Here is a 24849-nt window from a genome sequence, read left to right on the forward strand (position 1 = left end):
CCCCCCGCCCCCCCCCGGCGGCCCCCGCCGCCCCCCCCCCGCCCCCCGCGCGCGCGCCCCCGCCCGCCCGGGACCGCGGCGCGGTACTCCCGGACCGCTATGTCGTACCTGGAGACCGCGCCTTCCCCACCGGCAGCACCAACGATCCACGCACCGGTCACCTCTATGTCGGCAGCGCCGAGGACGGCACCCTCTACCGAGGCCACCTCACCCAGCCTCAGCTGCGCCCCTGGTCGCCCGATGGCACCGACGGGCGCAGCATCACCTCCGGCCTGGCCGTCGACGGTGCCGGCCGGCTCTTCGTGGGGGGCGCGGACACCGGCACGCTGCGCGTGTACGACACGACCAGTGGAACCCTGCTCGCCCTGCTGCACGGTGTGGAGGGCGGGTTCGTCAACGAGATCACCGTCGCATCCGATGGCACCGCCTACGCCACCGACTCCTTCCGCCCGGTCATCTACCGCCTGACCCGCTCCGGTGCCCGCTGGAGCATCGAGCGCTGGCTCGATGTCGCCCACACGCCCATCGACTGGGTCGACGGGCAGCACAACCTCAACGGCATCGTCTGCGTGGGCCGCCACCTGCTGACCGTCAACAGCAACACCGGCCAACTGTGGCGCATCGACCGCCACACCGGCGGCGTACGCGAAGTCGACCTCGGTGGTCACCTGCTCCGCAACGGCGACGGACTCGTCTGGCATGACGGCCGCCTCCACGTGGTCCAGGGCAACATCAACGCCACCCCGGGGCTCACCCCGCAGGTGGCCGTCGTCCGGATGTCCGCCGACCTGACCGCGGGCCGCTACTCCGCCCGCATCATCCCTCCCGGCGGCTTCCACCACCCCAGCTCGGCGTCCATCGCCCGAGACCGGATCATCGTGGTCAACAGCCAGTACAACCGCTGGATCGCCGGGCTACCGCCGGAGGTGCTGCCGTTCACGGTCTCCAGCATCCCGCTGGCCGACGCCGAGCCCGTGTGAGGGGCGGGCCTGACTGCGCAGGCACAAGCGTCCAGTGCGCCCCCACGAATTCCATCCATAGCCAAAATACGCCCCCCGCTTCGCTGCACCCCGTCGCCGCTTTCGCCTCCGTCCGGCACCCTGAGCCCGGCGATGCAGGGCGCCGCATGACCAGAGTTCCGCAGGTGTGGAGCGCGCTGCGGCCCTACGTCGAAAAGGAGCGCGAGACCGGACCCGTCGGCCCGGCGGCGCCACCGCCCGTACCTGCAACTCCCCGCAGTGGAACCCTTCTTGTCACCCCCTTTCGATGGCGTACCGCACCATCGCCTCGATCGTCGCGGCCATGTTGTCGTTCATCGCCTGCAGTCGCTGGGGCAGGGACGACGGATCGCGTTCCGCGGCGAGTCGGGTGCCGGTGGTGCCGGGGCCGTGCTCGAAGCTGTGCATCAGCCGGGTGCGGCCCGGCGTCCCGGCCGGCGTGAGCTCGTATCGCCAAAGGGAGCCGGGGCGTTCGGGGTCCTCGGTGTCGTCGAGGACGATCCATGCGAAGACATCCGGTGGCTGCGCGGCGGTGACCTGACAGACGACCTTGCTGACGAACCCGTCCGGGTAGCGGCTGCGCCCCTCGAAGCGGGCGCCCACCGGAGGGCCGGGTGACGCGATATCGAGCCAGGCGCCGTAGATGCACTCGGGGCTCCACTCGCCGAACCGCGTGACGTCGGTGATCAGTTCCCACAGTCGCTCCTGCGACAGGTCGACGGTGCGGGTGAGTTCGGTGCGTGCGCCGGTGACGGCGTCTTCCACGGTGTGCCCCTTCATCCGCGGCGTGCGCGCCGCACGCCGTACGGGGCATGCTGCCCGCAGCGTCCAAAGCCTGTACAGAGGCCGTACGGTGGGCGCACGCGACCTCGGGGGGATGCCGTGAAGACGTGGAGAGCGCTGCTTGCGCTGCCGGCGCTGGTGATCGCGGGCTGTGGTGTCGTCCCTGGCAGCGGAGGGCGTCCCTGCACCCTGATCGGCGGTGACTCAGGGGTCACCGTGCAGCTCGACGCGGCGGACTTCACCGAGCAGGTACGTGATGCCGACGCCTCGATCCTGTTGCGGCTCTGCGCCGACGGAGTCTGCAAGGAAGGCACCGTCGCCAAGCGTGACCACGGCGGCATGTCGAGGGTCTTCGTGCAGCTCGACGAGAACATCGGCGCGGTGACGGTCCCGGTGCGGTTCACGGTCGTTTCGGGTGACCGTGAACTCTACGACGAGCGAGCCGACGTGAAGCTGCGCAAGTCGCAGCCCAACGGGGAGGGTTGCTCGCCGACGCTGTACCAGGCCGGGCTCACCGCCCACCCCGGGCGAGGGCTCATCGATTCCTGATGCCGTTCGTCAAGCCGCGGCGCACGCTTGAGGCGGCGGGCAGGAGGTGTCGGAGGTGCGCGGTACAGTCCGTTCATCCGACTGGGGAGGGCTCATGGGGACCGAGTGGAGCTTGACGATCGACTGCGCGTACCCGGGGAAACTGGCCGCGTTCTGGGCGCTGGCGTTGGGCTACGAGGAGAAGCCCGCGCCCGCAGGGTTCGGGAGCTGGGAGGAGTGGTTCTCGCATCATGAGGTGCCGGAGGACGAGTGGGATGACGGGGCGTACCTCTCGGATCCGGACGGAGTGCGCCCCACCTTGTCCTTCCTGAAGGTGCCGGAACCGAAGGTGGCGAAGAACCGGCTGCATATCGACGTGCGAGTGGGTGGCGGCCGTGAAACCCCGTGGGAGGTGCGCTGGCCCCGCGTGGTCGAGGCGGTGGAGCGGTTGACCGCTGCGGGCGCGACCGTGGTCCGCGAGGACGAGTTGCAGGGCAGGCCGGATCACGTGGTGATGGCAGACCCGGAAGGTAACGAGTTTTGCGTGGTCTGACGCCAGCTTCTCGCCGGGCAGGCCCGTGTGCTGCCGTTTACCCTCTCCGCGGGAGGACTGAGAGGCCGGTCGAGAAACCCTCGCCAGGTGATCACTCAGGACCCCCGTGACGGCCTTCCAAGGCCCTCTGAGCGCCTGCACGAGGCACCCCTGAAGGGGGCGGTCGAACGACGGGCCCGTGGCCCCTCCAGGGCGCGTCCAGCACTCCCATGCACCACCTCTGACCTGGGCTTTTCCTGTTTCGAGCACTAGAATCGAGGCTCTGACGAAGGGGTGGGAATGACCCGCGACATACGTACCGTGGACGACGTCATGACGATGCTCGACGGACTGTTCTCCGACGGCGCCGACCGCTGGACCGACGAGGGAGCGGCCTGGTGGGACGGCTTCTACGCGGACCGGTCCAGGCCGGTTCCGTTCTTCGTGCCCAAACCGGATGAAAACCTCGCCGGGCACGTCGAGAACGGACTGCTCAAGCCGGGCCGTGTGCTCGAACTCGGCTGCGGCCCCGGCCGCAACGCCCTCTATCTCGCGTCGCGGGGATTCGAGGTGGACGGCGTCGACCTGTCGCCGGCCGCGCTCGACTGGGCGCGGGAACGGGCCCGCGAGACGGGAGCAGAGGTCCGCTTCCACCTCGGGGACATCTTCGGTCCTGTGCTCGCCGACCAGGAACCGTTCGACCTGATCTACGACTCGGGCTGCTTCCACCATCTGCCGCCGCACCGCCGCATCAGCTATCTCGCGCTCCTCGACCGGCTGCTCGCCCCGGGCGGGCACTTCGCGCTCACCTGCTTCGCCTCCGGCGGCATGGGCTGCGAGCTCCCCGACGCCGACCTGTACCGCGACCGCTCCCTGCACGGCGGTCTCGCGTACACGGACGACTCCCTGCGCACGGTCTTCTGCGACTACGAGGAGGTCGAGCTGCGCCTCATGCGGGCGCAGGCTGCCGAATCGCCGCACTTCGGCGAGAACTTCCTGTGGACGGGCCTGTTCCGCAGGCCCACGCTGACTGCATGACGCAGATCAGGCAACTGTCCCTCGGCGTGCAGGACGACAAGCGGGCGGCCGCGTTCTGGGGGCGTGCGCTCGGTTACGTACGCCGGGCGCCGCGGGTCGGGGGGGGCGGCTGGGTTGGTCCCGCACCGCCCGCCGGGGACAGGGGGATGGCGATCGCGCTGGATGTGAGCGACGGCCCCGCCGAGGAGTTCCCCCGCGTCCACCTCGATCTCGACGCGGGGACACGGGACTTGGACGAGGAGGTGGAGCGGCTGGTCGCCCTCGGCGCCGAGCGGGTCGACTGGCCGTACTACCCCGAGGACCCTGAGCCCGGCGCCAAGCCGTACGTGGTGCTGGCCGACACGGAGGGCAATCGCTTCTGCGTCGAGGGCCGCCGGGCCTAGCAGTCGAGGACGGCCCGACCTCAGGGTCAAGGGCAGCCTGACCCGGGAACAGGCGCTCAGGGCGCGAACTTGTCCGGGTCCGCCTGGTCCCACGCCCGCGCCCATTCGTCCGGCAGTCCCTTGCCGCCCAGCAGAGCGCCGGGCTCCAGCCAGGTGAACAGGTCGGCGTACGAGGTCACCTGCTCGTAGGAGAGCCGCCGGCGCAGCATGTGCGGGCGCAGCAGGGATGGATCGTCGACGCCCATGGAGGCCATGATCTGCAGGGCGCTGTTCACGGTGGCCCTCTGGAAGCGGTACACGCGCCGGTACTTGTCCTCGACGTCGAGTGCCTGCGCACGGCCCGGGTCCTGTGTGGCGACGCCGACCGGGCACGTGTTGGTGTGGCAGCGCTGGGACTGGATGCAGCCGACCGCGAACATCATCGCGCGCGCCGAGTTGGTGTAGTCGGCGCCCTGGATCAGACGCTTGACGATGTCGGCGCCGGTGGCGACCTTGCCGCTGGCGCCGATCCGTACGTGCTCGCGCAGGCCGGTGCCGACGAGCGCGTTGTGCACGATGTTCAGGCCCTCTGTGAGCGGGGTGCCGACGTGGTCGACGAACTCCATCGGCGCCGCCCCGGTGCCGCCTTCCGCGCCGTCGACCACGATGAAGTCCGGCCACATCCGTTCTTCGAGCATGGCTTTGCAGATCGCGAGGACATCGCGCCGGCTGCCCACGCAGAGCTTGAACCCGGCCGGTTTGCCGCCCGCGAGCTCGCGCATGCGGCCCATGAAGCGGATCAGTTCGCGGGGTGTGGAGAAGACCTGGTGGTATCCGGGCGAGTGCACGGTCACGCCCTCGGGCACATCGCGTACGCGCGCGATCTCGGCGTTGACCTTGGCTCCGGGCAGCAGCCCGCCCATGCCCGGCTTGGCGCCCTGGGACAGTTTCAGCGCCACGCAGCGCACCACGTCCTGCGCCGCCTTGTCCGCGAACTTCCGTTCGTCGAAGCCGCCGTCCTCCGTGCGGCAGCCGAAGTAGCCGGTGCCGACCTCCCACACCAGATCGCCGCCGTGGCGCACGTGGTACTCGGAGATTCCGCCCTCTCCGGTGTCATGGGCGAAGCCGCCTTCGGCCGCTCCCCGGTTGAGCGCGAGGATCGCCTGGGCCGAGAGCGAGCCGAAGCTCATCGCCGACACATTGAGCAGTGCCATGTCGTACGGCTGCGAGCAGGTGCCCTCGCCCAGGCGTACGGTCGGCGGCTCTTCGGGCACGCGCACCGGCATCACTGAGTGGGTGAAGAACTCGTAGCCCGGCTCGTACACGGAGAGCTCGGTGCCGAAGGGGTCGTCGCCGAAGACGCCCTTGGCGCGTTCGTAGACGGTCTCGCGGGTGTCGCGGTCGAAGGGCCGGCCGTCGTAGTCGCGCTCGATGAAGTACTGCTGGACCTCGGGCCTGATCATCTCCATGAGGTAGCGCAGATGGCCGATGACCGGGTAGTTCCGCAGGACCGCATGGCGGCGCTGGGTCACGTCGTACGTGCCGACGGCGGCGGCTGCGAGCAGGGGCCAGGCGAACAGCCACCACCAGGCGGAGCCGGTCACGGCCAGGGCCGTGCAGCCGAGCGCCACGACGGCGAGCGCCGCCACGAGTCCTCTGCGCAGCACGACGGCTCCTTCCGGCCCGGCCTCTGGGTCGATGCGTCGATGCGTCGACAGGGCGATTCGACGCTACGGCGACTCGGCCACGGGTGCCCGCCGAGCAGGCCCGTAAGCCCGTAAGCCCGTCAGAGCTCGCCGCGCACCAAGCCGAGCAGCCGGTCGAACACGCGCGGGCCGTCCGCCCGTACGCCGTCGTGCTCGTATTCGTCCGTCACCCAGGTGCGCAGGCCCCGGATGGCGCGGGCGGTCCCGAGCGAGTGGGCGGTGTCGACGTACATGTCGTCGTGAAAGACCGCTGCTGCCACAGGGACCTCGTTACGCGCGAGGACCTCGGGGGCGTACAGCTGTCCCGGCCAGTCGGTGCGGGCGGCGAGCAGGTCGGCCGTCTCGCGCAGGGGGACGAGGGCGGGGTCGGCGTCGAACATCCACGGGTGGATGGACTCGCCGGTGAACAGCAGCGGTGCCTCGTCCGCGAGGGCCTGCTCCGCGTCGAACTGCGGGAACTCGCCGCGCACGCGCTCGGCCGCCCAGCGCGTGGCAAGCCCGGGCTGTGCGTAGATCGCTTCGTGGAGGACCGCGTACAGCGGGCGGGCGGCGTACGAGAGCGCGGCCTGGGCCTCTTCTTGGAAGGTGTCCGACAGGGCGAGGCCGTTCGGGGTGCGGACGAAGGCGTTCTCCAGGAGGTAGTGCAACTTGTGGCTGCCGTCGCCGACGCCGAGCAGGATGCCAAGGGACTGGAAGGCCTCGACGCTCAGGCGGTAGCCGCCGTTCAGGGTGACCGGTCCCTGCTCCGCCAGGTGGCCGGCGATGGCCCGGGCGCGCGCCACGTCCTGCGGGTAGCGGGCGTAATGCGCGGCCACCTTGCGCTCGACGCGCGGGTAGCCGGCGCGGTAGACCTCCTCGGCCGTCGCGTCGAGGGAGGGCAGACCGCCGGTGATGAGGACCGCCGCGAGACCTTCGGGCGCCGTCGACAGATAGTTCACGGCGCAGAAGCCGCCGAAGCTCTGACCGAGTACGGTCCAGGGCGCGCCGCCGGTCAGCTCGCGGCGGATCAGCTCGCAGTCGCGGACGATCGCGTCGGCGCGGAAGTGGGCGAGATAGTCGGCCTGTTCACCCGGGCCGCCGCGCAGCGGAAGGGTCTGCCGATTGGCGGGCGTGGAACGGCCCGTGCCGCGCTGGTCGAGCAGCAGCACCCGGAAGTCCTCGAGCGCCCGCTCCAGCCAGGCCTGCGCACCGATCAGCCGCCGGGCCTGGCAGCCCGGACCGCCCTCCAGATACACCAGCCACGGCAGGTTCTCGCCCGCTTTGCCCGCGGCGACCACCTCGCGTCCGTACACCTCGATGGTCTCGCCGTCCGGCCGCTCATGGTCGAGCGGGACGGTGAACACACGGTCGGTGAGGACGACGCCGGGCTGACGGTTCGAGAGGGTCATACGGGGCTCCTGAGCTGTGCGGGTGCACGACCCAGTCCATCACAGCGCGCACTCCCGCCAGGATCCGCCCTTCCCGCCCGGCCGACCGCGGGTGCGGCCCGCGGGCCGGCCCCGGACACCAATTCCTGACGGCCCGTCAAATGCTTCGGTCAAGGCTCTACCAACCGAAAGGGCCGAGAGCTACCCTCCGCGCATGATTTCCACGGTTGTCTGGGGTACCGGAAATGTCGGCCGCCTGGCCCTGCGCGCTGTCGACGCGCACCCGGAGCTCGAGCTCACGGACGTGATCGTGCACAGCCCGGACAAGGTGGGCCGGGATGCGGGCGAACTCGCCGGGTTCGAGAACCGGTTGGACGTCGCGGCGACCGATGACATCGACGCGGTCCTCGCCAGGAAACCCCGGGCCGTCGTGTACGCGGCATCCGGCGACCTGCGTCCCGACGAGGCGCTCGAGGACATCGGCCGCGCCCTGCGGGCCGGCGCGGTGGTAGTCACCTGCGCCCTCTACGGCCTGTACGACATCCGCAACACCCCGGACGAACTGCGCGCCCCGCTGCTCGAAGCGGTCGAGGAGGGCGGCGGTTCACTCTTTGTCTCCGGCGTGGACCCGGGCTGGGGCAACGATGTGCTGCCGGCCCTGATCAGCGGGCTCGGCTCGCGGATCGACGCGGTCCGCTGCCAGGAGATCTTCGACTACTCCACGTACGAACAACCCGAAGCCGTCCGCTACTCGGTGGGCTTCGGTCAGCCCATGGACTACATGGCGCCCATGCTCATCGAAACGGTCCCCTCGATGATCTGGGGCGGTCAGCTGCGCCTGATGGCGCGTGCGCTCGGCGTCGAACTCGAGGACATCCGCGAGACGATGGAGCGCCGCCCGCTCGAAGAGACCGTGACCACCCCGTCCATGGGCGAGTTCGAGGCCGGTACGCAGGGCGCGATCCGCTTCGAGGTGCAGGGCATCGTGGACGGTGAACCGCGCCTGGTCATCGAGCATGTCACCCGGATCCACCCCTCGTGCGCCCCCGACTGGCCGCAGCCGGCGAACGGCACCGGCGCCCATCGCGTGATCATCGAGGGCCGGCCGCATATCGAGGTCACGGTCGAGGCGAGCGACGAGGGCGAGAACCGTTCCGCGGGCGGCAACGCCACCGCGGTCGGCCGCCTGGTCAACGCCATCGACTGGCTCGCCGGGCAACAGCCAGGACTCTACGACGCACTCGACGTCCCGCTCCGGCCCGCGGTCGGCCGACTCGGAAGGAAGCAGTCATGATCATCGATATCCCCGAGGGACAGGAACCCATCGGGTACGTCTGGGACGACATGGTCCCGCACATCGGCCGGGCCGCGGCCGGGTTCTCCCTGGCCGTGTACGCCCACTCGAACCTGGGGCTGCGCGAGTTCGAGGCCGCGCGCCTGCGGATCGCGCAGATCAACGGCTGCACGCTCTGCCTGGACTGGCGCACCGAACGCGACGGCGAGGAGACGGTCGAGGACTCCTTCCTCGACGCCGTGGAGCAGTGGCGCACGACCGACGCGTTCGACGACCGGACGCGCCTGGCGGCCGAGTACGCCGAACGCTATGCGGTCGACCATCACAACCTCGACGAGGAATTCTGGGACCGGATGACCGCCCATTACTCACAGAAGGAGATCGTCGAGCTCAGCATGAGCATCGGGTCCTGGCTGGCGTTCGGACGGCTCAACCATGTGCTCGGCATCGACGCGGTGTGCAAGCTGCCGGCGAGGTGACGCGTTCGCCACGTGGCCCGTCACCACAAGATCACCCATCGAGCTCCTAGTATTCGCCCGTGGACGAAGATGAAGGTCAACTCCTCGCGGGCCGTTACCAGTTGACGCACCTCCTGGGCCAGGGCGGTATGGGCGCGGTCTGGCGGGCCCATGACATACAGCTGGCGCGGGACGTGGCCGTCAAGGAGCTGCGGCTGCCCGGGCACCTGGGGGACGGCGAGCGCGCGAACTGGATCGCACGGCTCGACCGGGAAGCCCGCGCCGCGGCGCGCCTGAAGCATCCGGGGATCGTCACCGTCCACGACCGGATAACCGGTGCGGACGGACGGCCATGGATCGTCATGGAGTGGGTGACCGGCGGATCCCTCGCCGACCTCATCGAGGCACGGGGGCCCCTCCCGCCTCAGGAGGTCGCCGACATCGGACGGCAGGTGGCTGTGGCGCTGGGCGCGGCACACCGGATGGGGATCACGCATCGGGACATCAAGCCCGCCAACATCCTGCTCGAAGGGGGCCGGGCCGTGCTGACCGACTTCGGGATCGCGGCTGTCGAGGGGGATGCCACCCTCACGGCCACCGGCATGATCATGGGAACGCCGGCCTTCATGGCTCCCGAGCAGGTCCGAGGCCTGCCGGCGACAGCCGAGTCGGATCTGTGGTCCTTGGGGGCCACGCTCTACGCCGCCGTGGAGGGCCGCGCGCCGTTCACGGCCACGACCCCGAGCGCCGTGCTGGTCGCGGTGGCGACGGAGGATCCCGCGCCGGCCGTGCACGCGGGTCCCCTGGCTCCCGCCCTCGCGGGGCTGCTCCGCAGGGACCCGGCCGAGCGGCTGACGACGGATCAGCTTCAGGCACGGTTGGCGCAGCCCGTCACCGTATGGACGGCGGCGCCTCCCGCTCCCTCCGGTCCACCACCGCAGTCGCCTTCCCCGGTGCCGCAGCCCCGCACCGTCACCGCGATGGCGCCGCCTCCCGGCAGCCGGCCCGCACGCCCGGCCGCAGGGGCGACGGCCACCCCGCCCAGCTCCACCGCAGCACGGCGCCGCTGGTCCACACGACGGATCGTGCTGGGTGCGGTCGCGGTTCTGGTCGTGGTGGCCGCGTCGGTGACCGGCTATGTGCTGATGAACTCCGATGACTTCAGTGCCGCGTACAAGGCCAACCTCCGCACGGCGGAAGGGTCCGGGTCGCCCACCGGTTACCGCCAAGAGTCCGAGGCTCCTGTCGCCGAGGACAGGGCGCGGATGACCTACACGGCAGAGTGCGCCGGGAACGAGGAATGCGACGCCCGTGTCGACAGCGCACAACAGTGGCTCACCACGCTCCCCGGCGTGGCTGCGGTCGACTTCAGCCAGGGCGGCGATTGCCTCGGCGCCGACGAGGGCTGCGCCATACAGGTCACTCCCACCGCCCCGCATGACCAACCAGCGGTCCGACGTGCCGTCCTCCGCCTGACCGTGACGGCCGGAAGCGCCCGGAAGCCGCTCGGCGGCCGGTATGTCCTCGAAGTCGACTTCGGCCGTTGACCGCGATCGCGCTGGACGAGGCGCGCCTGCGGGGGTGACGCGCCCTCGTGCCGGCGGCCCGCGTGTTCGTGGTGTGCCGCCGAGTCGCTCAGAGTTCCCTGCGGTACGCGAAGCCCGGCGCGTCTGCGATGACGATCTCGCCGGTCACCGTGAAGCCGGTCCGGGTGAGCACGGCCTGCGAGGCGGCATTGTCGGTGGTGGTCACGGCGCGCAGCGCACGCAGGCCGTACTGCTCCGCGGCGAGCGCGCACACCTGCCGTACCGCCGCAGTGGCAAGACCGCGCCCGCTCGCCGACTTCGCGATGCGGTAGCCCAACTCGGCCTCGCCGTCGGTGACATCGATCAGATTGACGCGGCCGAGAATGGCGCCCTCGGTGTCCACGAGTACATGGAAGTGGCAGTCCCCCGTGGCCTGTTCGTCCAGGCGCTCCTGGAGGCGCGCGTCGAACTCGGTGAAGAAGGCGTCGCCCCGGTCGGGCACGAAGGCGGCGAAGTACGCCCGGTTCTCCTGCTCGAAGGCGAGCAGGGCCGGTGCGTGCGCGGGGCTCAGGCGCTGCAGTGCGGGCATGGGCAGACAGTACGTGACGTGCGGCTCGAGCACCTCACCGGCCGTCGCCCGCACCACCGTTCAGCGGGATGCGCCGCAGCACGCCGAACTCCGGTGGGCGCCCCTGCCGGTACACGGTCTCGGTCTGGAGCAACTCCGCCACCTGCACCGCGCCTCCCGCATACCGCCCGGCCAGCTCGGCCCAGCACAAAGGGCCGCGTTCGCTCGTACGAGGGTGGGCCAGCGTGACATGGGCGGGGATGCCGAGGGGACGCAGCGGCGGAGCGAGCAACTGGGCACGCAGGCGCGCCCACCCGCCCTCCACATCGTCCACCGCGACGAACACCCCGCCCCGCCCGTCGTCCACCGCGCGCACTTCGCCGAGGCCGAGCCGGAACGGTGCGGACGTGGCGCAGTACTGCTCGGCGCGCCCGATCAGAAGCGCTTCATCCGTGGTCTCCTCCGGGTAGACGACGGTCACATGAGCCGGGACCGCGGCGGCCATCACCGGGTCCCACTCGCCTCGCCACCGCTCGATCCTCTCGACCCCGGCCAGGGCCACGCACAGGTGTCGTCGTCTCATGGCCGCACCGTAGCCTCGCCGGGCTCCCCCGGCAGCTGGTCAGCCTTGACCGGCTTCCTTCGCCGCGGCCTCCAGGCGCTCGTAGTGCGCCTTCCACCACTCGGTGTCCGTCGAGGGCAGATTCTCGTTGCCCTGCTTCATCCCGGCCGCGCCGTCGACCAGTTCACGCACGATGTCGGCATGTCCGGCATGGCGGTGGGCCTCGGCGATCATGTGGATGAGGATCTGCTCCAGCGTGACCTGCCGCCGGTCCGGGTGCCACCACGGCACCTCACCCGTGGCGCCCAGCTCCAGGGCCTCGACGGTCGCGTCGGAGTGCTCCCACACGCGGTGATAGAGCCCCACGATGTCCTCGCGGGATTCATCGGGCCCGGCCCACATGTCGGCATTGGCCTCGGCGTCCTCCGCCATCCACGGCAGCGGCTCGGGAAACGGCCGGCCGAACACATCGCCCAGATAACCCGCCTCCGTGCCGGCCACGTGCTTGACCAGGCCGAGCAGATTGGTGCCGGTGGGCGTGAGCGGGCGGCGCACCTCGTACTCGGAGAGCCCTTCGAGCTTCCAGAGCAGCGCCTCGCGGGCGGACTGCAGATAGCGGTGGAGGTGGGCCTTGGCCTGGGCATCAGTCGTCATGCGCGCAGTGTGGCATCCGGGACTGACAACGTCGCCCGGATTCCGTACGCGTGCAGGAGACGGGGACGCGCAGGAGACGGGCACGCGTCGGGGAGAACAAGCAGGTGAGGAGGGCGCGCGCTTCGGTGGTCGAAGCTCACGGCCTCCTCGCCGGCAGGGCTCGGGCGGCTGCCGCTCAGACGGCGACCGCCTCCTCCATCTCCTCTTCCTCCGCGGCCAGTTCACCGGCGTCCTGCGCCCGCGCGGGACCGGACGCGAGCGGAGTCCGGGACGCCGCGACGGCCTCGGTGGTCTTCCTGCGCCGCTCGACGAACCCCGCGACCGTCACCGCGGCCAGTCCCGCCGCCAGCCAGATCACCAGCGTCCCCACGCTGCGCGCCAAGTCGTGGCCGCCGAAGTAGACCAGCGAGCGGACGCCCTCGATGAAGCCGGCGCCGTTCCAGAAGGCGTGCAGTGAGCCGAAGAAGCCGTTCTGCAGCTCCGGCCGGAAGATCCCGCCCGAGCTCGTGAAGTTGAGCATCACGAACAGCACCATCACGCCGAGCGTCGTCCAGCGCTTGAGGAAGGTGTGCAGCCCGATGCCGAGGAACAGGATCCCTGCCGCGTACATCCAGGCCATCCCCCACAGGCCCCACAGGTGGCCGTCGACGAGGTGGAAGACCGGGCCGGCGAACGCGGTGCCGATGAGGCTGACGACGAAGGAGGTGCCGGCGACGAACAGGGCCCGTATCCGCATCGGCAGTGCGCTGCCGGCGGCGCCGAGCGCGGCGACGGAGGCGTAGGCGCCGATGCTCAGCGCGACGAGAAGGAAGAAGACGCCCTGTCCGGTGGGGTCGCCCGCGGCGGGCGGCACCACGTCGGTCACGTGCAGGGGTTCACCCTGCTGCTCGGCGACGGGCGTGAAGACCTTCTCCGTGGCGGTGGCGCTGGTGTCGGATCCGGCGGTCGCCACCAGCAGGGTGGAGCTGCCGGGGAGATAGGCGCCGGTGATGTCGCGCGTCTTCAGCGCCTGTTCGGCGGCGGCGCGGTCCGGCAGCGTGCGTACGTCGAGGGCGTCGCCGGTCTTGTCGTGCAGCTCCTGGGCGAGGACCTGGACCTGGGCGCCGCTGCCGACGACCGCCACGGGGAGCTGGTGGGGTTCGGGGTGGGCGAAGGCGCCGAGGTAGGCGAGGCCCATGCCGAGGCACATGAGGAGCGGAGTGAGCAGGTGCGTCACGACGTGGCGCAGGGTGCCGGGCGGTGCGGAGCCGAGCAGGCGCGAGGCGGGCGCCGCTTCGGCCGTGTGCGTGTTTCCGTGGTTCTGCCGGTGTGTTCCGCTCACGACTGCGTTCCTCAGAACTGATAGTTGCCTTTTACAACTGCTTGATAGATGTACTCTACAACCACTTCTTCCGAGGGAGCAACCATGAGCGGTACGGCAGGCGCCGCGGGCGAACGGGAGGCAGCGATCGCCACCATTCAGCGCGAGCTCACCGCCTTCGCGCGCCGCGCCCGCGCCGCGGCGGCACAGATGCACCCGGAGCTGTCCCTGGTGTCGTTCACGCTGCTGGCGCACCTCGAGGACAGCGGCGGGTGCCGGGCCCCCGATCTGGCGGCGCACCTCCTGCTCGACAAGTCGACGGTGAGCCGGCAGGTGGCCGCCCTCGAGCGGGCCGGGCACGTCGAGCGGCGCGGCGATCCGGACGACCACCGCATGCGGCTGCTGCATCTGACCGAGCAGGGCGAGCAGGTGCTCGCACGGGCCGCGGACCGTCGCAGCCAGGCCTTCCAGGCACGCCTTGGCGACTGGGAGCCGGCCGAACTGGAGCGGTTCGCTGCGTACTTGACGCGGTACAACGACGAGGCGGGTTAGCCGTATGTGCGCGCAGGGTCGTTGATGCGGCCGCGGCCATCGAGGCCGAAGCGGCGGGTGGTGGTGGCGGTGGCTGCGCCTGGAGCCTGGGCGGGGGTCCGTCCGGCCCGCGCACTGTCACGGATGCGGCGGCGCACCGTTGCGGAACTCACGGACGTCGGCGAGGCCGAGCGCCATCGCCGGCGCCGGCGGAGCACGCCCCCGGTCAGTCAGTGGCCGTCAGCGCCGCGCGCGCGGCAGCGAGGATCTCCTCGGAGAGCGGGGACCCCTTGGTGGCCCGGGACAGGACGAGTGCGCCGAGCAAGGTGCACAGCCGGGTGGTGCCGTCCTGGTCCTCGGTGGCGAGAAAGTCGGCGAACTCCCCCACCCCCTGGGCGTAGACGCGGCGCGCCTCCTCGCCCGCGCCGTCACGGGCGACGTCGGTGGCGAGTGCGGCCACGGGGCAGCCGTCGGCCGGGCTGTCGCGGTGCTCGACGGAGAGGTAGGTGTCGATCAACGCCCGCTGGGCGGCCTCGCGCCCCCCGGCGTGCCGGTCGAGCCCGCCCTCGTACTGCCGGCCGAGCTCGGCGAACGCGTGCGCGGTGGCTTCGCCGACGAGTTGCTCCTTGGAGGCGAACTGCTTGTAGAAGCCGCCGTGGGTCAGCCCGGCCGCCTTCATGAGGTCGGCGACGCTGACCTGCGTCCCCTGCTCCCGGATCAGCCGGGAGGCGGTTTCCACGACGCGTCGGCGGTTCTCCTGTGCCTGCGCCTGCGATACGCGGCCCATCGGTCACACCTCCCATTTGGATGTCGGTCGGAATCTATTCTAGAAGGCCGACCCGGCGTATGTCGCCGCCCAGGCCCTGTCCGGCATCGAGACCGGTCTGCCGGAGATCCTCGCCGACGACACCACCCGCTACGTGAAGCAGCAGCTCGCCGCCGCGCCGAGCGTGGCGTGAAGCCCCCAGCCGCCCACGGACGAGACACGGAGAGTCGATGAAGACCTCCCAGATCGAGAAGTACGCAGACCAGTCCGCGGTACGCGCCGCGGAGTCGCCCGATCCGCCACCGGGCCCCCAGGACGTTCTGGTCGAGATCCACGCCGCGAGCGTCAGCCCGCTGGACTTCAAGATCCACGACGGCACGCTCAAGGCGATCCTGCCGTACCGACTCCCGCTCATCCTGGGCAACGACCTCGCTGGTGCCGTGGCCCAAGTCGGCTCCGCCGTCACCCAGTTCGCGGTGGCGACGAGGTCTACGCCCACCCGGACAAGGACCGCATCGGCACCTTCGCCGAGTCGAGTCGAGTCGACTCGATCGCCGTCCAAGAGAACGACCTGGCCCCCAAGCCCACCGGCCTCACCATGGAGCAGGCGGCCTCGCTCCCGCCGGTCGCGCTCACCACCTGGCAGGCACTGGTCGCGCGCGGCCGGGTCCGGCTGGGCCAGAATGCCCTGATCCACGCGGGCTCCGCCGGAGTGGGCACCATCGCCCTCCAGCTGGCCAGGCACCTGGGCGCGCACGTGGCCACCACCGCGAGCGCCGAACAGGGCCGCGCCAAGGCCGGCAAGGTCGTCGTCTCGATGACCTGAGGACGGTGGGCCATGGGCCGGGCGCTGGTGGCCGACCTCACCGGATTCGGCACGGCTCCCGTACGACCGCTTGTGCGATCATGAGGGCAGAGCCCCAACCGGCTCCCGGACGAGGCGCACCGTACCCGGATTTTCGACGACGGTGCTGAGGGAGTCGTCGTCATGGCATGGATCGTTCTGATCGTTTCCGGGATGCTCGAGGCCGTCTGGGCCACCGCACTGGGCAAATCCGAGGGGTTCTCCCGCGTCCTACCCACCGTCGTCTTCGGCGTCGGCCTCGTGGCGAGCATGGCCGGTCTGGCCTTCGCCCTGCGCACACTGCCGGTGGGCACCGGCTACGCGGTCTGGGTCGGCATCGGCGCGGTCCTCACCGTCACCTACGCGATGATCTTCGACGGCGAGCCCGTCTCCGCCCTGAAGCTGCTCTTCCTGGCCGGCATCGTGGGCTGCGTGATCGGCCTCAAGGCGCTGCACTGAGCTCTCGCCGCCAGCCCCGAGTGCCGGTGCCGGGACACCTCCCCAGTGGAGCCGGCAGCGTAATTCGCGCGACACGACGCGACGCCTCTGGAACGCTGCGCGTACTGGGCCTGTGGCCCGGATACGGCAGCTGGCACCGGCACTTGATTGGTGGTCGATGAGCTTCATTCTGGAGGGACCGGTTCTGCAGGGCTCCCATGTACGCCTGGAGCCACTCGGCCGACGGCATGCGGCGGATCTGGCTGTCGCGGCGGAAGAGGACCGCGGTTCGTACCGGTTCACCTGGGTCCCTCAGGAGTCCGAGGTCGAGCAGTACATCGATACTCAACTCGCCCGCGCGGCTGCCGGGAAGATGGCCCCGTACGCGCAAGTGGAGCGGGCCTCGGGCAAGGCGGTCGGGGCCACGGCCTACTGGGATCCGCGGCTGTGGCCGACAGGAGACGGATTGTGCGCGATCGAGGTCGGTTTCACCTGGCTCGCGGCATCGGCCCAGGGTTCGGGCCTCAACACCGAGTCCAAGTACTTGTTGTTCCGGCACGCGTTCGAGAACTGGGGCGTGGCACGCGTCGACTTGAAGACGGACGCGCGCAACATCCGTTCGCGGGCCGCGATCGAGAAAGCGGGCGCACGTTTCGAAGGTGTGCTGCGCAACTGGTCGCGGTCCTGGGCGCCGGGCGAGGACGGCCGGCTCCGCGACTCGGCGATCTTTTCGATCACCGCGGCGGAGTGGCCGGCCTGCCGGTCGGAGCTCGAACGGCGCATCGCTCGCGGCCCCGGTCACCATGATGGCCAGGGCCAGGGCTCCTCGCCCCACCCCGATCCGGTCACCCTCGCCTGAGGGAGCCGCCGGCGGGACTACTCGCGCGCCGTCCCCGCCTCATAGCCGAGCAGCGCCACACCGTTCGAGAAGCTCCGTGTCCGCACCAGGCGCAGATCGCTGCGCACGCCGGACGGCGGGAACAGGGGGCGGCCGGCGCCGAGGACGACGGGCATGACGTAGAGGCGGTAGGCGTCGATGAGGCCCAGGCGGCGGAACTCGTCGGCGATGGTCGCGCCGCCGATGACCATGTCGCCGCCCGGCCGGGCCTTGAGCGCGTTGATCTCGTCCGGGTCGACCTCACGCAGGATCGTCGTGTTCCAGTCGGCCTTGGTGAGGGTGCGCGAGAACACGTACTTGGGCATGTCGCGCCAGATTCCGGCGAACTCGGCCTCGGCGGGCGACGCTTCGGGGTTCGCGTCGGCCGTCGGCCAGTACGCGGACATCAGCTCGTGGGAGACCCGGCCGTCGAGAAAGGCGCTCATGGTGCGCAGCTCGTCGTTGAAGTGCTGGTGCAGCTCGTCGTCGACCAGATGCCAGTCGAGGCTGCCGTCCGGTCCCTCGAAGTAGCCGTCGAGGGACACCGACAGGGACAGGATGATCCTCCGCATCGCGGACTCCTCGTCGCTGGGGGCAGATCGTCCCGTTCGACGCTACCCGCCGCCTGTGACAACGCCCGGCACCCACACGGCAGCGCGCACTCCCGGCGCGCGGCCTTGAACCTCCCCCAGGTGGAGTTCCTACGGTACGGAGGAACGCGGCCGGCCCGACGGACCGGGCGCCGCGGGAAAGGAGCACGGTCATGACGGGATACGTCCTGGTCTCGGGCGGTTACACGGGCGGCTGGATCTGGCGGGATGTGGCGGCGCAGCTGCGCGGCGGGGGCGCGGAGGTGCATCCGGCGACCCTCACGGGCTACGGGGACCGTCGCCATCTCGCCGGTCCGGCCACCGACTTGGAGACCCATGTCGAGGACGTGGTGCAGCTGATCGAGCATGCGGACGCCCCGAAACTCGTCCTCGTCGGTCACTGCTACGGCATCTTCCCGGTGCTCGGCGCCGCGGACCGCAGGCCCGAACGTGTCGAGCGGATCGTGTACATGGACACCGGGATGCCCGAGGACGGCGAATCGGTGCTCGATATCGCACCCGCCGAGGCGTCGGACCACGTCACCGGGCGCATCGCGCGGAGCGAGGACGGCCATACCCTCGAGCCGCCGCCGTTCACTGACACGATGACGTGGGGCAGCCTGGAAGGGATCGACGAGGCAGGTCTCGAACGTCTCGCCCGCCTGGCCGCACCGCAGCCCATCGGCACCCTGACCCAGCCGCTGCGGCTGACGGGCAAGGCCCTCGAACTGCCCGCGTCCGGTGTCTTCTGCACCGCGAACGGGATGAGTATCGCCCTGGTCGAGGCCGTCGTGGCGGCCGGTGACCGCCGCGCCCAGCGCCTCCTGGACCCGCAGGTCACCCTCCACGACCTGCCGACCGGCCACTGGCCGATGCTGTCGGCGCCCGGCGAGCTTGCCGAGGTACTGGTCCGAGCCGCTGCGGGTGACGGCCATCGGCTGGTCCCGGCGTCCTGAACGCACCGACAGGGCCCGGCACTTGGCCGGGCCCTGTCGACGCGTGCGAGCACTCGGCCCAGCGCCGAACCACCCGTCGCGGACTCAGCCCAGCGCCCGCCCATACGTCACGAACTCCCGCGCCACCGTGTACCCGAGCCGCTCGTACAGCCCGAGCGCACCAGACGGATTCACCGTGTCCACGGTGAGCGATGCCGTGTCGTACCCGGCCTCGTACGCGGCCTCGAGAGCGGCCGCCATCAGCGCGGGCGCCGCACCCCGGCCCCGGTAGGCACGGCGCGTGGCCAGATAGCCGACGTGGCAGTCGCGGACGCCGAAGGCCTCGGTGTCGGCGTCCGATTCCTCGGCGATCAGATAGGCGGCCACCTGGTCGCCGTCGGCGAGGAGCCGCGTCATCTCGGGCCGGAAGGAGCGTGAGCCGGTGACCCAGGTACGCCAGTCCGTCTCGTCCATGACCGTGAAGTTCCAGTGGTCGCGGAAGGCGTCGTTGTGCGCGAGCCGCGTCGCCTCGTCCAGGGCCTTGTCGTACGGAACGATCTCGAGGCCCTCGGGGGCGGGAACCTGTGCGGGCCTGCCGTGCTGCAGCGGGTGGGCCATCTCGAACCAGTAGCGCTCGGGCTCGAAGCCGAGCGCCGCGGTGAGCGCCTCGAGGTTCTCGTCACCGGACTTGCCGGTGATCATCAACCGGCCTTCCAGTGGCGCGAATCGTTCGGCGTGCAGGGCCTTGGCCCGCTGGTCGAGGAAGTCCACGAGCCGGGCGCCGACGCCCTCGCGCCGCCATGCCGGATGCACACCCGCGTCACCGTCGAAACGGGCCGCGTCCACGGCGCCCTCGGGCGTGTGGAGGATGGCGTACGCGATGAGCTGATCGTGGTCGAACACGGCCAGGGTGTCCGTGGCCAGGTCGAGCTTGGGATCGGACAGCTCCTCGGCGAGATCGTCGGCGTCCCGGTGGTGCCCGGTGCGGTCGACCGCCTCGATATCGTCGCGCAGGCGCAGCCAGGCGGGGACATCGCTCTTGTCGAGGGGGCGCTCGGTACGGGCGCCCGTGTGCGCTTCGTTCACCGCACCATCGTCATACGGATGGCCGGATCTCGCCCCTGCAGCCCGGGCCCGCCCCGTTTCCCCGCGGTGCTCAGCGGGACGCGTGCGCCTGGCGTGCGGGTCTGCGCGCGGTCTGGCCCGTGTGGGCCGGGCAGCGGATGGCCATCTTGCGCTCGCCGCAGTAGTACGGGCCGTTCGGGACGGATTCGATGCGCTCACCGCACAGCGGGCCCTCCTCGTCGGGCCGGTAGCTCACGACGCGCAGCCCGAAATGAAAACGCACGGGCGCCTTCTCCCCCTTCGCATGCTCTGTGGCGCCCCGGAAGCGGGACGCTGCTTGTGCCGCCAGGTTATGGAGGCAACCGGGTCCTTCGGGCCCGCAAAGGTCCCGCACCGGCAGGGTCCAAAGTCCTGTACCGCAGAGGGCGCGACCGGGTGAGATTGCCGCTTCGGCAACAGGCTTTGCCCCTGTGCGCCCAGCGGGCACACGCTGGCCCCCCGTGCACCGCGAGCGGAAGGGCCACACGATGACCGAGACACAGAGCACCACGACCGGCGAAGCGTCGCCGAGCGCCCAGGAGTTCTGGGACGGGCGCTATCGGCAGAGCGAGAAGCTCTTCAGCGGCCGGCCCAATCTCGAACTGGTCGAGGAGACCGAGAGCCTCACGCCGGGCCGCGCCCTGGATCTGGGCTGCGGCGAAGGCGGCGACGCGATCTGGCTGGCGCGGCAGGGCTGGCAGGTGACGGCGAGCGATGTCTCCCCCGTGGCACTCGAGCGTGCCGCGCGGCACGCCGAGGAGGCGGGTGTGGCCGAGCGGATCGGTTTCGAGCGCCACGACCTCGCGACCAGTTTCCCGTCCGGCGTGTTCGACCTGATCTCCGCGCACTTCCTGCAGTCGCTCATCGCGCTGCCCCGCGACGCCATCCTGCGCACCGCCGCCGCGGCCGTCGCCCCCGGCGGCACGCTGCTCGTCGTCGATCACGCCGGCTTCCCCTCCTGGGAGCCGGGTCCGCACCCCGACGTGCACTTCCCGAGCACGCAAGAGGTCCTTGCGGGGCTGCAGTTGAACCACTGCCAGTGGGAGGTGCGCACCGAACGGCTCTACACACACGAGGTGACGCTCGTCGACGGCCGGGTGATGACCCGGGCCAACAACATCCTCAAGGTGCGCCGGCTGAGCGCCTGACAGGCGGCAGGGGCGTTCCGGTTTGTCCCGGGCGTACGGGGCAGCGGACCGCCCCTGTAACAAGATCGGGCAGAAGTTACCTATCGGTTTAGCGTGACTTTACGACCCGGTAACAGTAGAACCTGTCCTCACCCCACAGAAGGTGAGGAAGATCACATGCACTCAACTCCCAAGCGTGCCAACGGTTCTGATGGGATCTCCCGTCGAAGACTCCTCGCTGGAACAGGTTCTATTCTCGGCGCCGTGACCCTGACCTCCCAGGCCACCGCGGCGCACGCCCGCCCCCTGGCTGCAGCGGACATACCCGACGGAGGACGGGTTCCGGTCCTGGTGATCGGCACCGGATACGGCGGTTCGGTGGCGGCACTGCGCCTGGCCCAGGCCGGCATCGACGTCCACATGGTCGAGATGGGCCAGGACTGGGGAGCCGCCCCCGCCGGCCCGGACGGGAAGATCCACCCGAAGGTCACCAGCCCCGACTACCGCTCGTTCTGGATGCGCACCAGAACCAAAGCGCCGATCAGCAACTTCCTCGGATTCCCGATCGACAAGGACGTGCCGAAGTTCGCCGGCATCCTGGACGCCGAGGACTTCGCCGGGATCTCCGTCTACCAGGGCCGCGGAGTCGGCGGCGGTTCGCTGGTCAACGGCGGTATGGCCGTGACCCCGCGCCGCCAGCACTTCGCCTCGGTGCTGCCGTCAGTGAACGCCGACGAGATGTACGCGACGTACTACCCGAGGGCCAACTCCGGCCTCGGCGTGGGTCTCATCAACCCCGCATGGTTCGAGCGGACGTCGTACTACCAGTACTCGCGGGTAGGCCGCAAGCACGCCCAGCGCTCCGGCTTCGCCTGGACGTTCGTCCCGGACGTATACGACTGGGCGTACATGGAGGCGGAGGACAACGGCTCGGTGCCCAAGTCCGCGCTCGGCCAGGAGATCCTCTACGGCAACAACTACGGCAAGCGGACCCTGCCGAAGACCTATCTCGCCCAGGCCAAGGCCACCGGCAAGGTCACTATCTCGCCGCTGCACGAGGTCACTTCGGTCACTCCGGCGACGGGCGGGGACTACGCGGTCGCCATCCGGCAGATCGACACCAGCGGCGCCACCGTGGCCACCAAGACGGTCAAGGCGGGCAAGGTGTTCTTCGCGGCCGGCAGCGTCGGCACCAGCAAGCTCCTGGTGAAACTGAAGGCCACCGGCGCGCTCCCCCAGCTCAACGCCGAGGTCGGCAAGGGCTGGGGCGAGAACGGCAACGTGATGGTCGGCCGCGCGAACCATCTGTGGGACCCGACCGGCGACGTGCAGTCGACGATCCCGTGCTCGGGCATCGACAACTGGGACGGCGGCGGCGCCTTCGCCGAGGTCGCGCCGCTGCCGACGGGGATCGAGACCTTCGCCTCGTTCTATCTGTCGATCACGAAGAACACACGGCGGGCCGAGTTCACGTACAACCCGGCCACGCAGAAGGTCGATCTGTCCTGGCAGCGCGCCTGGAAGCAGGACTCGATCAACATGGCGAAGACCATCTTCGACAAGATCAACAGCAAGGAAGGGACGATCTACCGGACCGACCTGTTCGGCTCCAACAAGGTCTGGGGCGACCACCTCACCTACCACCCGCTGGGCGGCGCGGTCCTGAACAAGGCCACCGACAACTACGGCCGCCTGCACGGCTATCCGGGCCTGTACGTCATCGACGGCGCCCTCATCCCGGGCAACACGGCCGTGAACCCCTTCGTCACGATCACCGCGCTCGCCGAGCGCAACATCGAAAGGATCATCGCGACCGACCTGTGAGGCCCGTACTGCTGAACTGCTGCTCTGCTGATCGACACGCTCCGCCGCTCCGCTGAACCGCATGCTCCGCCGCTCAACGGATCCACCCCGGTGGCCCGGCCATAGTGCCGGGCCACCGGCGTACGGTGGAAGCGGATCTTCCACCGCAGGAAAGGCACCCTGGTGACCGACGACGTTCTGGTACGGACCGAGGGCCACGCCGCCCAGATCATGCTCAACCGGCCGCGTGCGCTCAACGCCCTCACCCACGCGATGGTCGGCGCCATCGACTCCGCACTGACCGCCGCGGAGTCGGACCCCTCGATCGAGACCGTCGTCCTGTCCGGCGCCGGCGAGCGCGGGCTCTGCGCGGGCGGGGACATCCGGGCCATCCACGACGACGCCAAGGCGGGCGGCGGCGCCTCCGCCGCCTTCTGGCGCGACGAGTACCGGCTCAACGCGCGCATCGCCCGCTTCCCCAAGCCGTACGTGGCCCTCATGGACGGCATCGTGATGGGCGGCGGTGTCGGCTTGTCCGCGCATGGTGCGCTGCGTGTCGTCACCGAGCGCTCGCGGGTCGCGATGCCGGAGACGACCATCGGCTTCGTACCGGATGTGGGCGGTACGTATCTGCTCTCCCGTACTCCCGGCCTGCTCGGCACACATCTGGCGCTGACCGGTGCGGCGGTCGGGGCGGCGGATGCGCGGCTGTGCGGGCTCGCCGATCACTTCGTTCCCTCCGAGCTGCTGCCCGGGCTCCAGGCGGATCTCGCGCGGCTGCCCGCGCACGAGGCGCTCGCCCGGTGGGCGCGGCCCGCACCCGAGGGAGAGCTGGCCGAGGCCCGTGAGTGGATCGACGCGTGCTACGCCGCGGACACCGTCGAGGAGATCCTGGAGCGCCTGCTCGACAGGGGCGTGCCGGCCGCGAAGGAGGCGGCGGTCACGCTCCAGTCGAAGTCGCCCACCTCGCTCAAGGTGACCCTCGAAGCGGTCCGGCGGGCAAGCGGGCTGGGCTCGCTGGAGGAAGTCCTCGTCCAGGAGTTCCGCGTCTCGTGCGCCGCCGTGACGATGCCCGATCTCGTGGAGGGCGTGCGCGCCCAGGTCATCGACAAGGACCGGTCGCCGAAGTGGTCCCCTGCCGATCTGGCCTCGGTGACGGCGGCTGATGTGGAGCGGTTCTTCGCTCCCGTACGAGAAGAGCTGACTTTCCGGCCAGAACCGCCGTACGCGAAGAGCTGACCTTCTAGCCGGAACCCCCGCCGCCCCCTGCGGGGCGGCGGTCACCTTGACATGCAGCCTTTTGGCTGCCTATCGTTTTTAGGCAGCCAAAAGCCTGCGTATTGGCTCGGGGGTCGGAGCAGGCGATGGACGAGGTCTTCAAGGCGCTGGCGGATCCGAGCAGGCGCCGGCTGCTCGACCGTCTCAATGAGCGAGGCGGGCAGAGCCTGCGCGAGCTGTGTGCGGGGCTCGACATGGCCCGCCAGTCGGTGAGCAAGCACCTCGCCCTGCTCGAAGCGGCCCATCTCGTCACCTCGGTGAAGCAGGGCCGCGAGAAGCTCCACTACCTCAACGCCGAGCCGATCAACGCCATCGCCGACCGCTGGATCAGCCGTTACGACCGCGCGCGGGTGCAGGCACTCGCCGACCTCAAGACAGCACTGGAGCACTCCCCCATGGACAGCAACGCGTTCGTCTACACGACCTACATCCGTACGACGCCCGAGAAGCTCTGGCAGGGCCTGACCGACCCGGCGTTCACCAGCCGCTACTGGGGCATCTCGCTGCGCACCGACTGGACGCCCGGTTCCCCGGTCGTCTGGGAGGGCGAGGGCCTGTCGGGGGCGGACCCGGCCCAGGTGGTCCTCGAGGCGGATCCGTACCGCCGGCTCTCGTACACCTGGCACACCTTCACGCCCGAGTGGGCCGAGGCGGTGGGGGTCGACGAGGGCACCTACGAGAAGCTGGCGGCCGAGCCGCGCTCCAAGGTGGCCTTCGACCTCGAGCAGCAGGGTGAGATCGTCCAACTGACCGTCGTCCACGACGGTTTCGAGCCGGGCAGTACCCTGCAGCAGATGATCTCCGGCGGCTGGCCGCATCTGATCTCCGACCTCAAGACACTCCTGGAGACCGGCGAGACGCTGCCGCGCGAGCAGTGAAC

At 70.3% G+C, this 24849-nt stretch carries 27 protein-coding genes, 2 pseudogenes and 1 riboswitch; of the genes and pseudogenes, 18 read left to right on the forward strand and 11 right to left on the reverse strand.

Annotation, left to right across the window (positions count from 1 at the left end):
- On the forward strand, nt 1-980 hold a 980-nt coding region (locus JAO81_RS08230), incomplete at its 5' end, for an SMP-30/gluconolactonase/LRE family protein (protein ID WP_199547127.1).
- A 273-nt stretch (nt 981-1253) separates the two neighbouring features.
- Here JAO81_RS08230 and JAO81_RS08235 read toward each other — a convergent pair.
- Nucleotides 1254-1763 carry an SRPBCC family protein gene (locus JAO81_RS08235; RefSeq protein WP_199547128.1) on the reverse strand — a complete coding sequence of 170 codons (510 nt, stop codon included), beginning with the start codon at nt 1761-1763 and terminating at the stop codon, nt 1254-1256.
- Between the two features lie 117 nt (nt 1764-1880).
- Between JAO81_RS08235 and JAO81_RS08240 the strand changes: the two genes are divergently transcribed.
- The 4 genes from JAO81_RS08240 to JAO81_RS08255 all read left to right on the forward strand — a co-directional run bounded on the left by JAO81_RS08240 (nt 1881) and on the right by JAO81_RS08255 (nt 4262).
- Entirely contained in the window at nt 1881-2330 is a 450-nt protein-coding gene (locus tag JAO81_RS08240; protein ID WP_199547129.1) for a hypothetical protein, read from the forward strand.
- A 94-nt stretch (nt 2331-2424) separates the two neighbouring features.
- A complete protein-coding gene (locus tag JAO81_RS08245; RefSeq protein ID WP_199547130.1) occupies nt 2425-2862 on the forward strand; it encodes a VOC family protein in 438 nt (145 codons plus the stop codon).
- 279 nt (nt 2863-3141) lie between these two features.
- Complete coding sequence (locus JAO81_RS08250) at nt 3142-3879, forward strand: class I SAM-dependent methyltransferase (RefSeq protein WP_199547131.1); 738 nt, start codon at nt 3142-3144, stop codon at nt 3877-3879.
- Nucleotides 3876-4262: a VOC family protein gene (locus JAO81_RS08255; RefSeq protein ID WP_199547132.1), complete on the forward strand. Its 387-nt coding sequence runs from the start codon at nt 3876-3878 to the stop codon at nt 4260-4262. Before JAO81_RS08250 ends, JAO81_RS08255 begins: the two co-directional genes overlap by 4 nt.
- Nucleotides 4263-4318: 56 nt before the next feature.
- Here the strand turns inward: JAO81_RS08255 and JAO81_RS08260 are convergent, their stop codons facing one another.
- Together JAO81_RS08260 and JAO81_RS08265 are read right to left on the reverse strand one after the other, a co-directional pair.
- Nucleotides 4319-5908, reverse strand: coding sequence for an FMN-binding glutamate synthase family protein (locus JAO81_RS08260; protein ID WP_199547133.1), 1590 nt, complete (start codon nt 5906-5908; stop codon nt 4319-4321).
- A 119-nt stretch (nt 5909-6027) separates the two neighbouring features.
- Complete coding sequence (locus JAO81_RS08265; RefSeq protein WP_199547134.1) at nt 6028-7335, reverse strand: alpha/beta fold hydrolase; 1308 nt, start codon at nt 7333-7335, stop codon at nt 6028-6030.
- Between the two features lie 193 nt (nt 7336-7528).
- On the opposite strand from JAO81_RS08265, the gene JAO81_RS08270 reads away from it, so the two are divergent.
- Genes JAO81_RS08270 through JAO81_RS08280 form a run of 3 tightly spaced genes read left to right on the forward strand, consistent with a single transcriptional unit; the run spans nt 7529 to nt 10613 of the window.
- Nucleotides 7529-8608, forward strand: a complete 1080-nt coding sequence (locus tag JAO81_RS08270; protein ID WP_199547135.1) for a dihydrodipicolinate reductase — start codon at nt 7529-7531, stop codon at nt 8606-8608.
- Nucleotides 8605-9087 (forward strand): carboxymuconolactone decarboxylase family protein, encoded by a 483-nt coding sequence (locus tag JAO81_RS08275; protein ID WP_199547136.1) that lies wholly within the window; start codon nt 8605-8607, stop codon nt 9085-9087. Before JAO81_RS08270 ends, JAO81_RS08275 begins: the two co-directional genes overlap by 4 nt.
- A 59-nt stretch (nt 9088-9146) precedes the next feature.
- Complete coding sequence (locus JAO81_RS08280) at nt 9147-10613, forward strand: serine/threonine-protein kinase (RefSeq protein WP_307813238.1); 1467 nt, start codon at nt 9147-9149, stop codon at nt 10611-10613.
- 88 nt (nt 10614-10701) lie between these two features.
- On the opposite strand, the gene JAO81_RS08285 is transcribed toward JAO81_RS08280, so the two are convergent.
- The 4 genes from JAO81_RS08285 to JAO81_RS08300 all read right to left on the reverse strand — a co-directional run bounded on the left by JAO81_RS08285 (nt 10702) and on the right by JAO81_RS08300 (nt 13697).
- A complete protein-coding gene (locus tag JAO81_RS08285; RefSeq protein ID WP_199547137.1) occupies nt 10702-11181 on the reverse strand; it encodes a GNAT family N-acetyltransferase in 480 nt (159 codons plus the stop codon).
- Between the two features lie 34 nt (nt 11182-11215).
- On the reverse strand, nt 11216-11743 hold the full coding sequence (locus JAO81_RS08290) for a 2'-5' RNA ligase family protein (protein ID WP_199547138.1): 528 nt from the start codon (nt 11741-11743) through the stop codon (nt 11216-11218).
- Nucleotides 11744-11782: 39 nt separating this feature from the next.
- Nucleotides 11783-12376, reverse strand: a complete 594-nt coding sequence (locus JAO81_RS08295; RefSeq protein ID WP_199547139.1) for a DinB family protein — start codon at nt 12374-12376, stop codon at nt 11783-11785.
- A 175-nt stretch (nt 12377-12551) separates the two neighbouring features.
- Complete coding sequence (locus tag JAO81_RS08300) at nt 12552-13697, reverse strand: hypothetical protein (protein ID WP_374194270.1); 1146 nt, start codon at nt 13695-13697, stop codon at nt 12552-12554.
- 84 nt (nt 13698-13781) lie between these two features.
- Here JAO81_RS08300 and JAO81_RS08305 point away from each other — a divergent pair, with 84 nt between their 5' ends.
- Nucleotides 13782-14228 (forward strand): MarR family winged helix-turn-helix transcriptional regulator, encoded by a 447-nt coding sequence (locus JAO81_RS08305; protein ID WP_199547140.1) that lies wholly within the window; start codon nt 13782-13784, stop codon nt 14226-14228.
- A 205-nt stretch (nt 14229-14433) separates the two neighbouring features.
- Here the strand turns inward: JAO81_RS08305 and JAO81_RS08310 are convergent, their stop codons facing one another.
- Nucleotides 14434-14994 carry a TetR/AcrR family transcriptional regulator gene (locus JAO81_RS08310; RefSeq protein WP_199547141.1) on the reverse strand — a complete coding sequence of 187 codons (561 nt, stop codon included), beginning with the start codon at nt 14992-14994 and terminating at the stop codon, nt 14434-14436.
- 43 nt (nt 14995-15037) lie between these two features.
- On the opposite strand from JAO81_RS08310, the pseudogene JAO81_RS42335 reads away from it, so the two are divergent.
- From JAO81_RS42335 to JAO81_RS08325, 4 genes and pseudogenes are all read left to right on the forward strand, one after another.
- A pseudogene (locus tag JAO81_RS42335) lies at nt 15038-15166 on the forward strand (short-chain dehydrogenase); the annotation flags it as partial.
- Between the two features lie 37 nt (nt 15167-15203).
- A pseudogene (locus tag JAO81_RS08315) lies at nt 15204-15748 on the forward strand (NADP-dependent oxidoreductase); the annotation flags it as partial.
- A 137-nt stretch (nt 15749-15885) separates the two neighbouring features.
- A riboswitch (guanidine-III (ykkC-III) riboswitch) is annotated at nt 15886-15948 on the forward strand.
- Between the two features lie 13 nt (nt 15949-15961).
- Nucleotides 15962-16276, forward strand: a complete 315-nt coding sequence (locus tag JAO81_RS08320; protein ID WP_165331003.1) for a multidrug efflux SMR transporter — start codon at nt 15962-15964, stop codon at nt 16274-16276.
- A 157-nt stretch (nt 16277-16433) separates the two neighbouring features.
- Nucleotides 16434-17114 carry a GNAT family N-acetyltransferase gene (locus JAO81_RS08325; protein ID WP_199547142.1) on the forward strand — a complete coding sequence of 227 codons (681 nt, stop codon included), beginning with the start codon at nt 16434-16436 and terminating at the stop codon, nt 17112-17114.
- 17 nt (nt 17115-17131) lie between these two features.
- On the opposite strand, the gene JAO81_RS08330 is transcribed toward JAO81_RS08325, so the two are convergent.
- Nucleotides 17132-17704 carry a dihydrofolate reductase family protein gene (locus JAO81_RS08330; RefSeq protein ID WP_199547143.1) on the reverse strand — a complete coding sequence of 191 codons (573 nt, stop codon included), beginning with the start codon at nt 17702-17704 and terminating at the stop codon, nt 17132-17134.
- 191 nt (nt 17705-17895) lie between these two features.
- On the opposite strand from JAO81_RS08330, the gene JAO81_RS08335 reads away from it, so the two are divergent.
- Nucleotides 17896-18678 carry an alpha/beta fold hydrolase gene (locus JAO81_RS08335; protein WP_199547144.1) on the forward strand — a complete coding sequence of 261 codons (783 nt, stop codon included), beginning with the start codon at nt 17896-17898 and terminating at the stop codon, nt 18676-18678.
- 84 nt (nt 18679-18762) lie between these two features.
- Here JAO81_RS08335 and JAO81_RS43650 read toward each other — a convergent pair whose 3' ends face one another.
- Nucleotides 18763-19743 (reverse strand): GNAT family N-acetyltransferase, encoded by a 981-nt coding sequence (locus JAO81_RS43650; RefSeq protein ID WP_199547145.1) that lies wholly within the window; start codon nt 19741-19743, stop codon nt 18763-18765.
- Between the two features lie 70 nt (nt 19744-19813).
- On the reverse strand, nt 19814-20005 hold the full coding sequence (locus JAO81_RS08345; RefSeq protein ID WP_199547146.1) for a hypothetical protein: 192 nt from the start codon (nt 20003-20005) through the stop codon (nt 19814-19816).
- A 244-nt stretch (nt 20006-20249) separates the two neighbouring features.
- Between JAO81_RS08345 and JAO81_RS08350 the strand changes: the two genes are divergently transcribed.
- The 4 genes from JAO81_RS08350 (at nt 20250) to JAO81_RS08365 (ending at nt 24847) form a co-directional block, all read left to right on the forward strand.
- Nucleotides 20250-20909, forward strand: coding sequence for a bifunctional 2-polyprenyl-6-hydroxyphenol methylase/3-demethylubiquinol 3-O-methyltransferase UbiG (locus tag JAO81_RS08350; RefSeq protein ID WP_199547147.1), 660 nt, complete (start codon nt 20250-20252; stop codon nt 20907-20909).
- 156 nt (nt 20910-21065) lie between these two features.
- Complete coding sequence (locus JAO81_RS08355) at nt 21066-22712, forward strand: GMC oxidoreductase (RefSeq protein WP_199547148.1); 1647 nt, start codon at nt 21066-21068, stop codon at nt 22710-22712.
- A gap of 159 nt (nt 22713-22871) precedes the next feature.
- Nucleotides 22872-23930, forward strand: a complete 1059-nt coding sequence (locus JAO81_RS08360) for an enoyl-CoA hydratase/isomerase family protein (RefSeq protein ID WP_199547188.1) — start codon at nt 22872-22874, stop codon at nt 23928-23930.
- Nucleotides 23931-24055: 125 nt separating this feature from the next.
- On the forward strand, nt 24056-24847 hold the full coding sequence (locus tag JAO81_RS08365) for a metalloregulator ArsR/SmtB family transcription factor (protein WP_199547149.1): 792 nt from the start codon (nt 24056-24058) through the stop codon (nt 24845-24847).
- Nucleotides 24848-24849: the final 2 nt, after the last annotated feature.

The sequence above is a fragment of the Streptomyces sp. N35 genome, from assembly GCF_016464295.1.
GTDB lineage: Bacteria > Actinomycetota > Actinomycetes > Streptomycetales > Streptomycetaceae > Streptomyces.

Coding starts and splice junctions, on each gene's coding strand:
- JAO81_RS08245 (WP_199547130.1), top strand. CDS start 2,425: ATGGGGACCGAGTGGAGCTTGACGATCGACTGCGCGTACCCGGGGAAA.
- JAO81_RS08250 (WP_199547131.1), top strand. CDS start 3,142: ATGACCCGCGACATACGTACCGTGGACGACGTCATGACGATGCTCGAC.
- JAO81_RS08255 (WP_199547132.1), top strand. CDS start 3,876: ATGACGCAGATCAGGCAACTGTCCCTCGGCGTGCAGGACGACAAGCGG.
- JAO81_RS08265 (WP_199547134.1), bottom strand. CDS start 7,335: ATGACCCTCTCGAACCGTCAGCCCGGCGTCGTCCTCACCGACCGTGTG.
- JAO81_RS08270 (WP_199547135.1), top strand. CDS start 7,529: ATGATTTCCACGGTTGTCTGGGGTACCGGAAATGTCGGCCGCCTGGCC.
- JAO81_RS08275 (WP_199547136.1), top strand. CDS start 8,605: ATGATCATCGATATCCCCGAGGGACAGGAACCCATCGGGTACGTCTGG.
- JAO81_RS08285 (WP_199547137.1), bottom strand. CDS start 11,181: ATGCCCGCACTGCAGCGCCTGAGCCCCGCGCACGCACCGGCCCTGCTC.
- JAO81_RS08290 (WP_199547138.1), bottom strand. CDS start 11,743: ATGAGACGACGACACCTGTGCGTGGCCCTGGCCGGGGTCGAGAGGATC.
- JAO81_RS08295 (WP_199547139.1), bottom strand. CDS start 12,376: ATGACGACTGATGCCCAGGCCAAGGCCCACCTCCACCGCTATCTGCAG.
- JAO81_RS08305 (WP_199547140.1), top strand. CDS start 13,782: ATGAGCGGTACGGCAGGCGCCGCGGGCGAACGGGAGGCAGCGATCGCC.
- JAO81_RS08310 (WP_199547141.1), bottom strand. CDS start 14,994: ATGGGCCGCGTATCGCAGGCGCAGGCACAGGAGAACCGCCGACGCGTC.
- JAO81_RS08320 (WP_165331003.1), top strand. CDS start 15,962: ATGGCATGGATCGTTCTGATCGTTTCCGGGATGCTCGAGGCCGTCTGG.
- JAO81_RS08325 (WP_199547142.1), top strand. CDS start 16,434: ATGAGCTTCATTCTGGAGGGACCGGTTCTGCAGGGCTCCCATGTACGC.
- JAO81_RS08330 (WP_199547143.1), bottom strand. CDS start 17,704: ATGCGGAGGATCATCCTGTCCCTGTCGGTGTCCCTCGACGGCTACTTC.
- JAO81_RS08335 (WP_199547144.1), top strand. CDS start 17,896: ATGACGGGATACGTCCTGGTCTCGGGCGGTTACACGGGCGGCTGGATC.
- JAO81_RS08350 (WP_199547147.1), top strand. CDS start 20,250: ATGACCGAGACACAGAGCACCACGACCGGCGAAGCGTCGCCGAGCGCC.
- JAO81_RS08355 (WP_199547148.1), top strand. CDS start 21,066: ATGCACTCAACTCCCAAGCGTGCCAACGGTTCTGATGGGATCTCCCGT.
- JAO81_RS08365 (WP_199547149.1), top strand. CDS start 24,056: ATGGACGAGGTCTTCAAGGCGCTGGCGGATCCGAGCAGGCGCCGGCTG.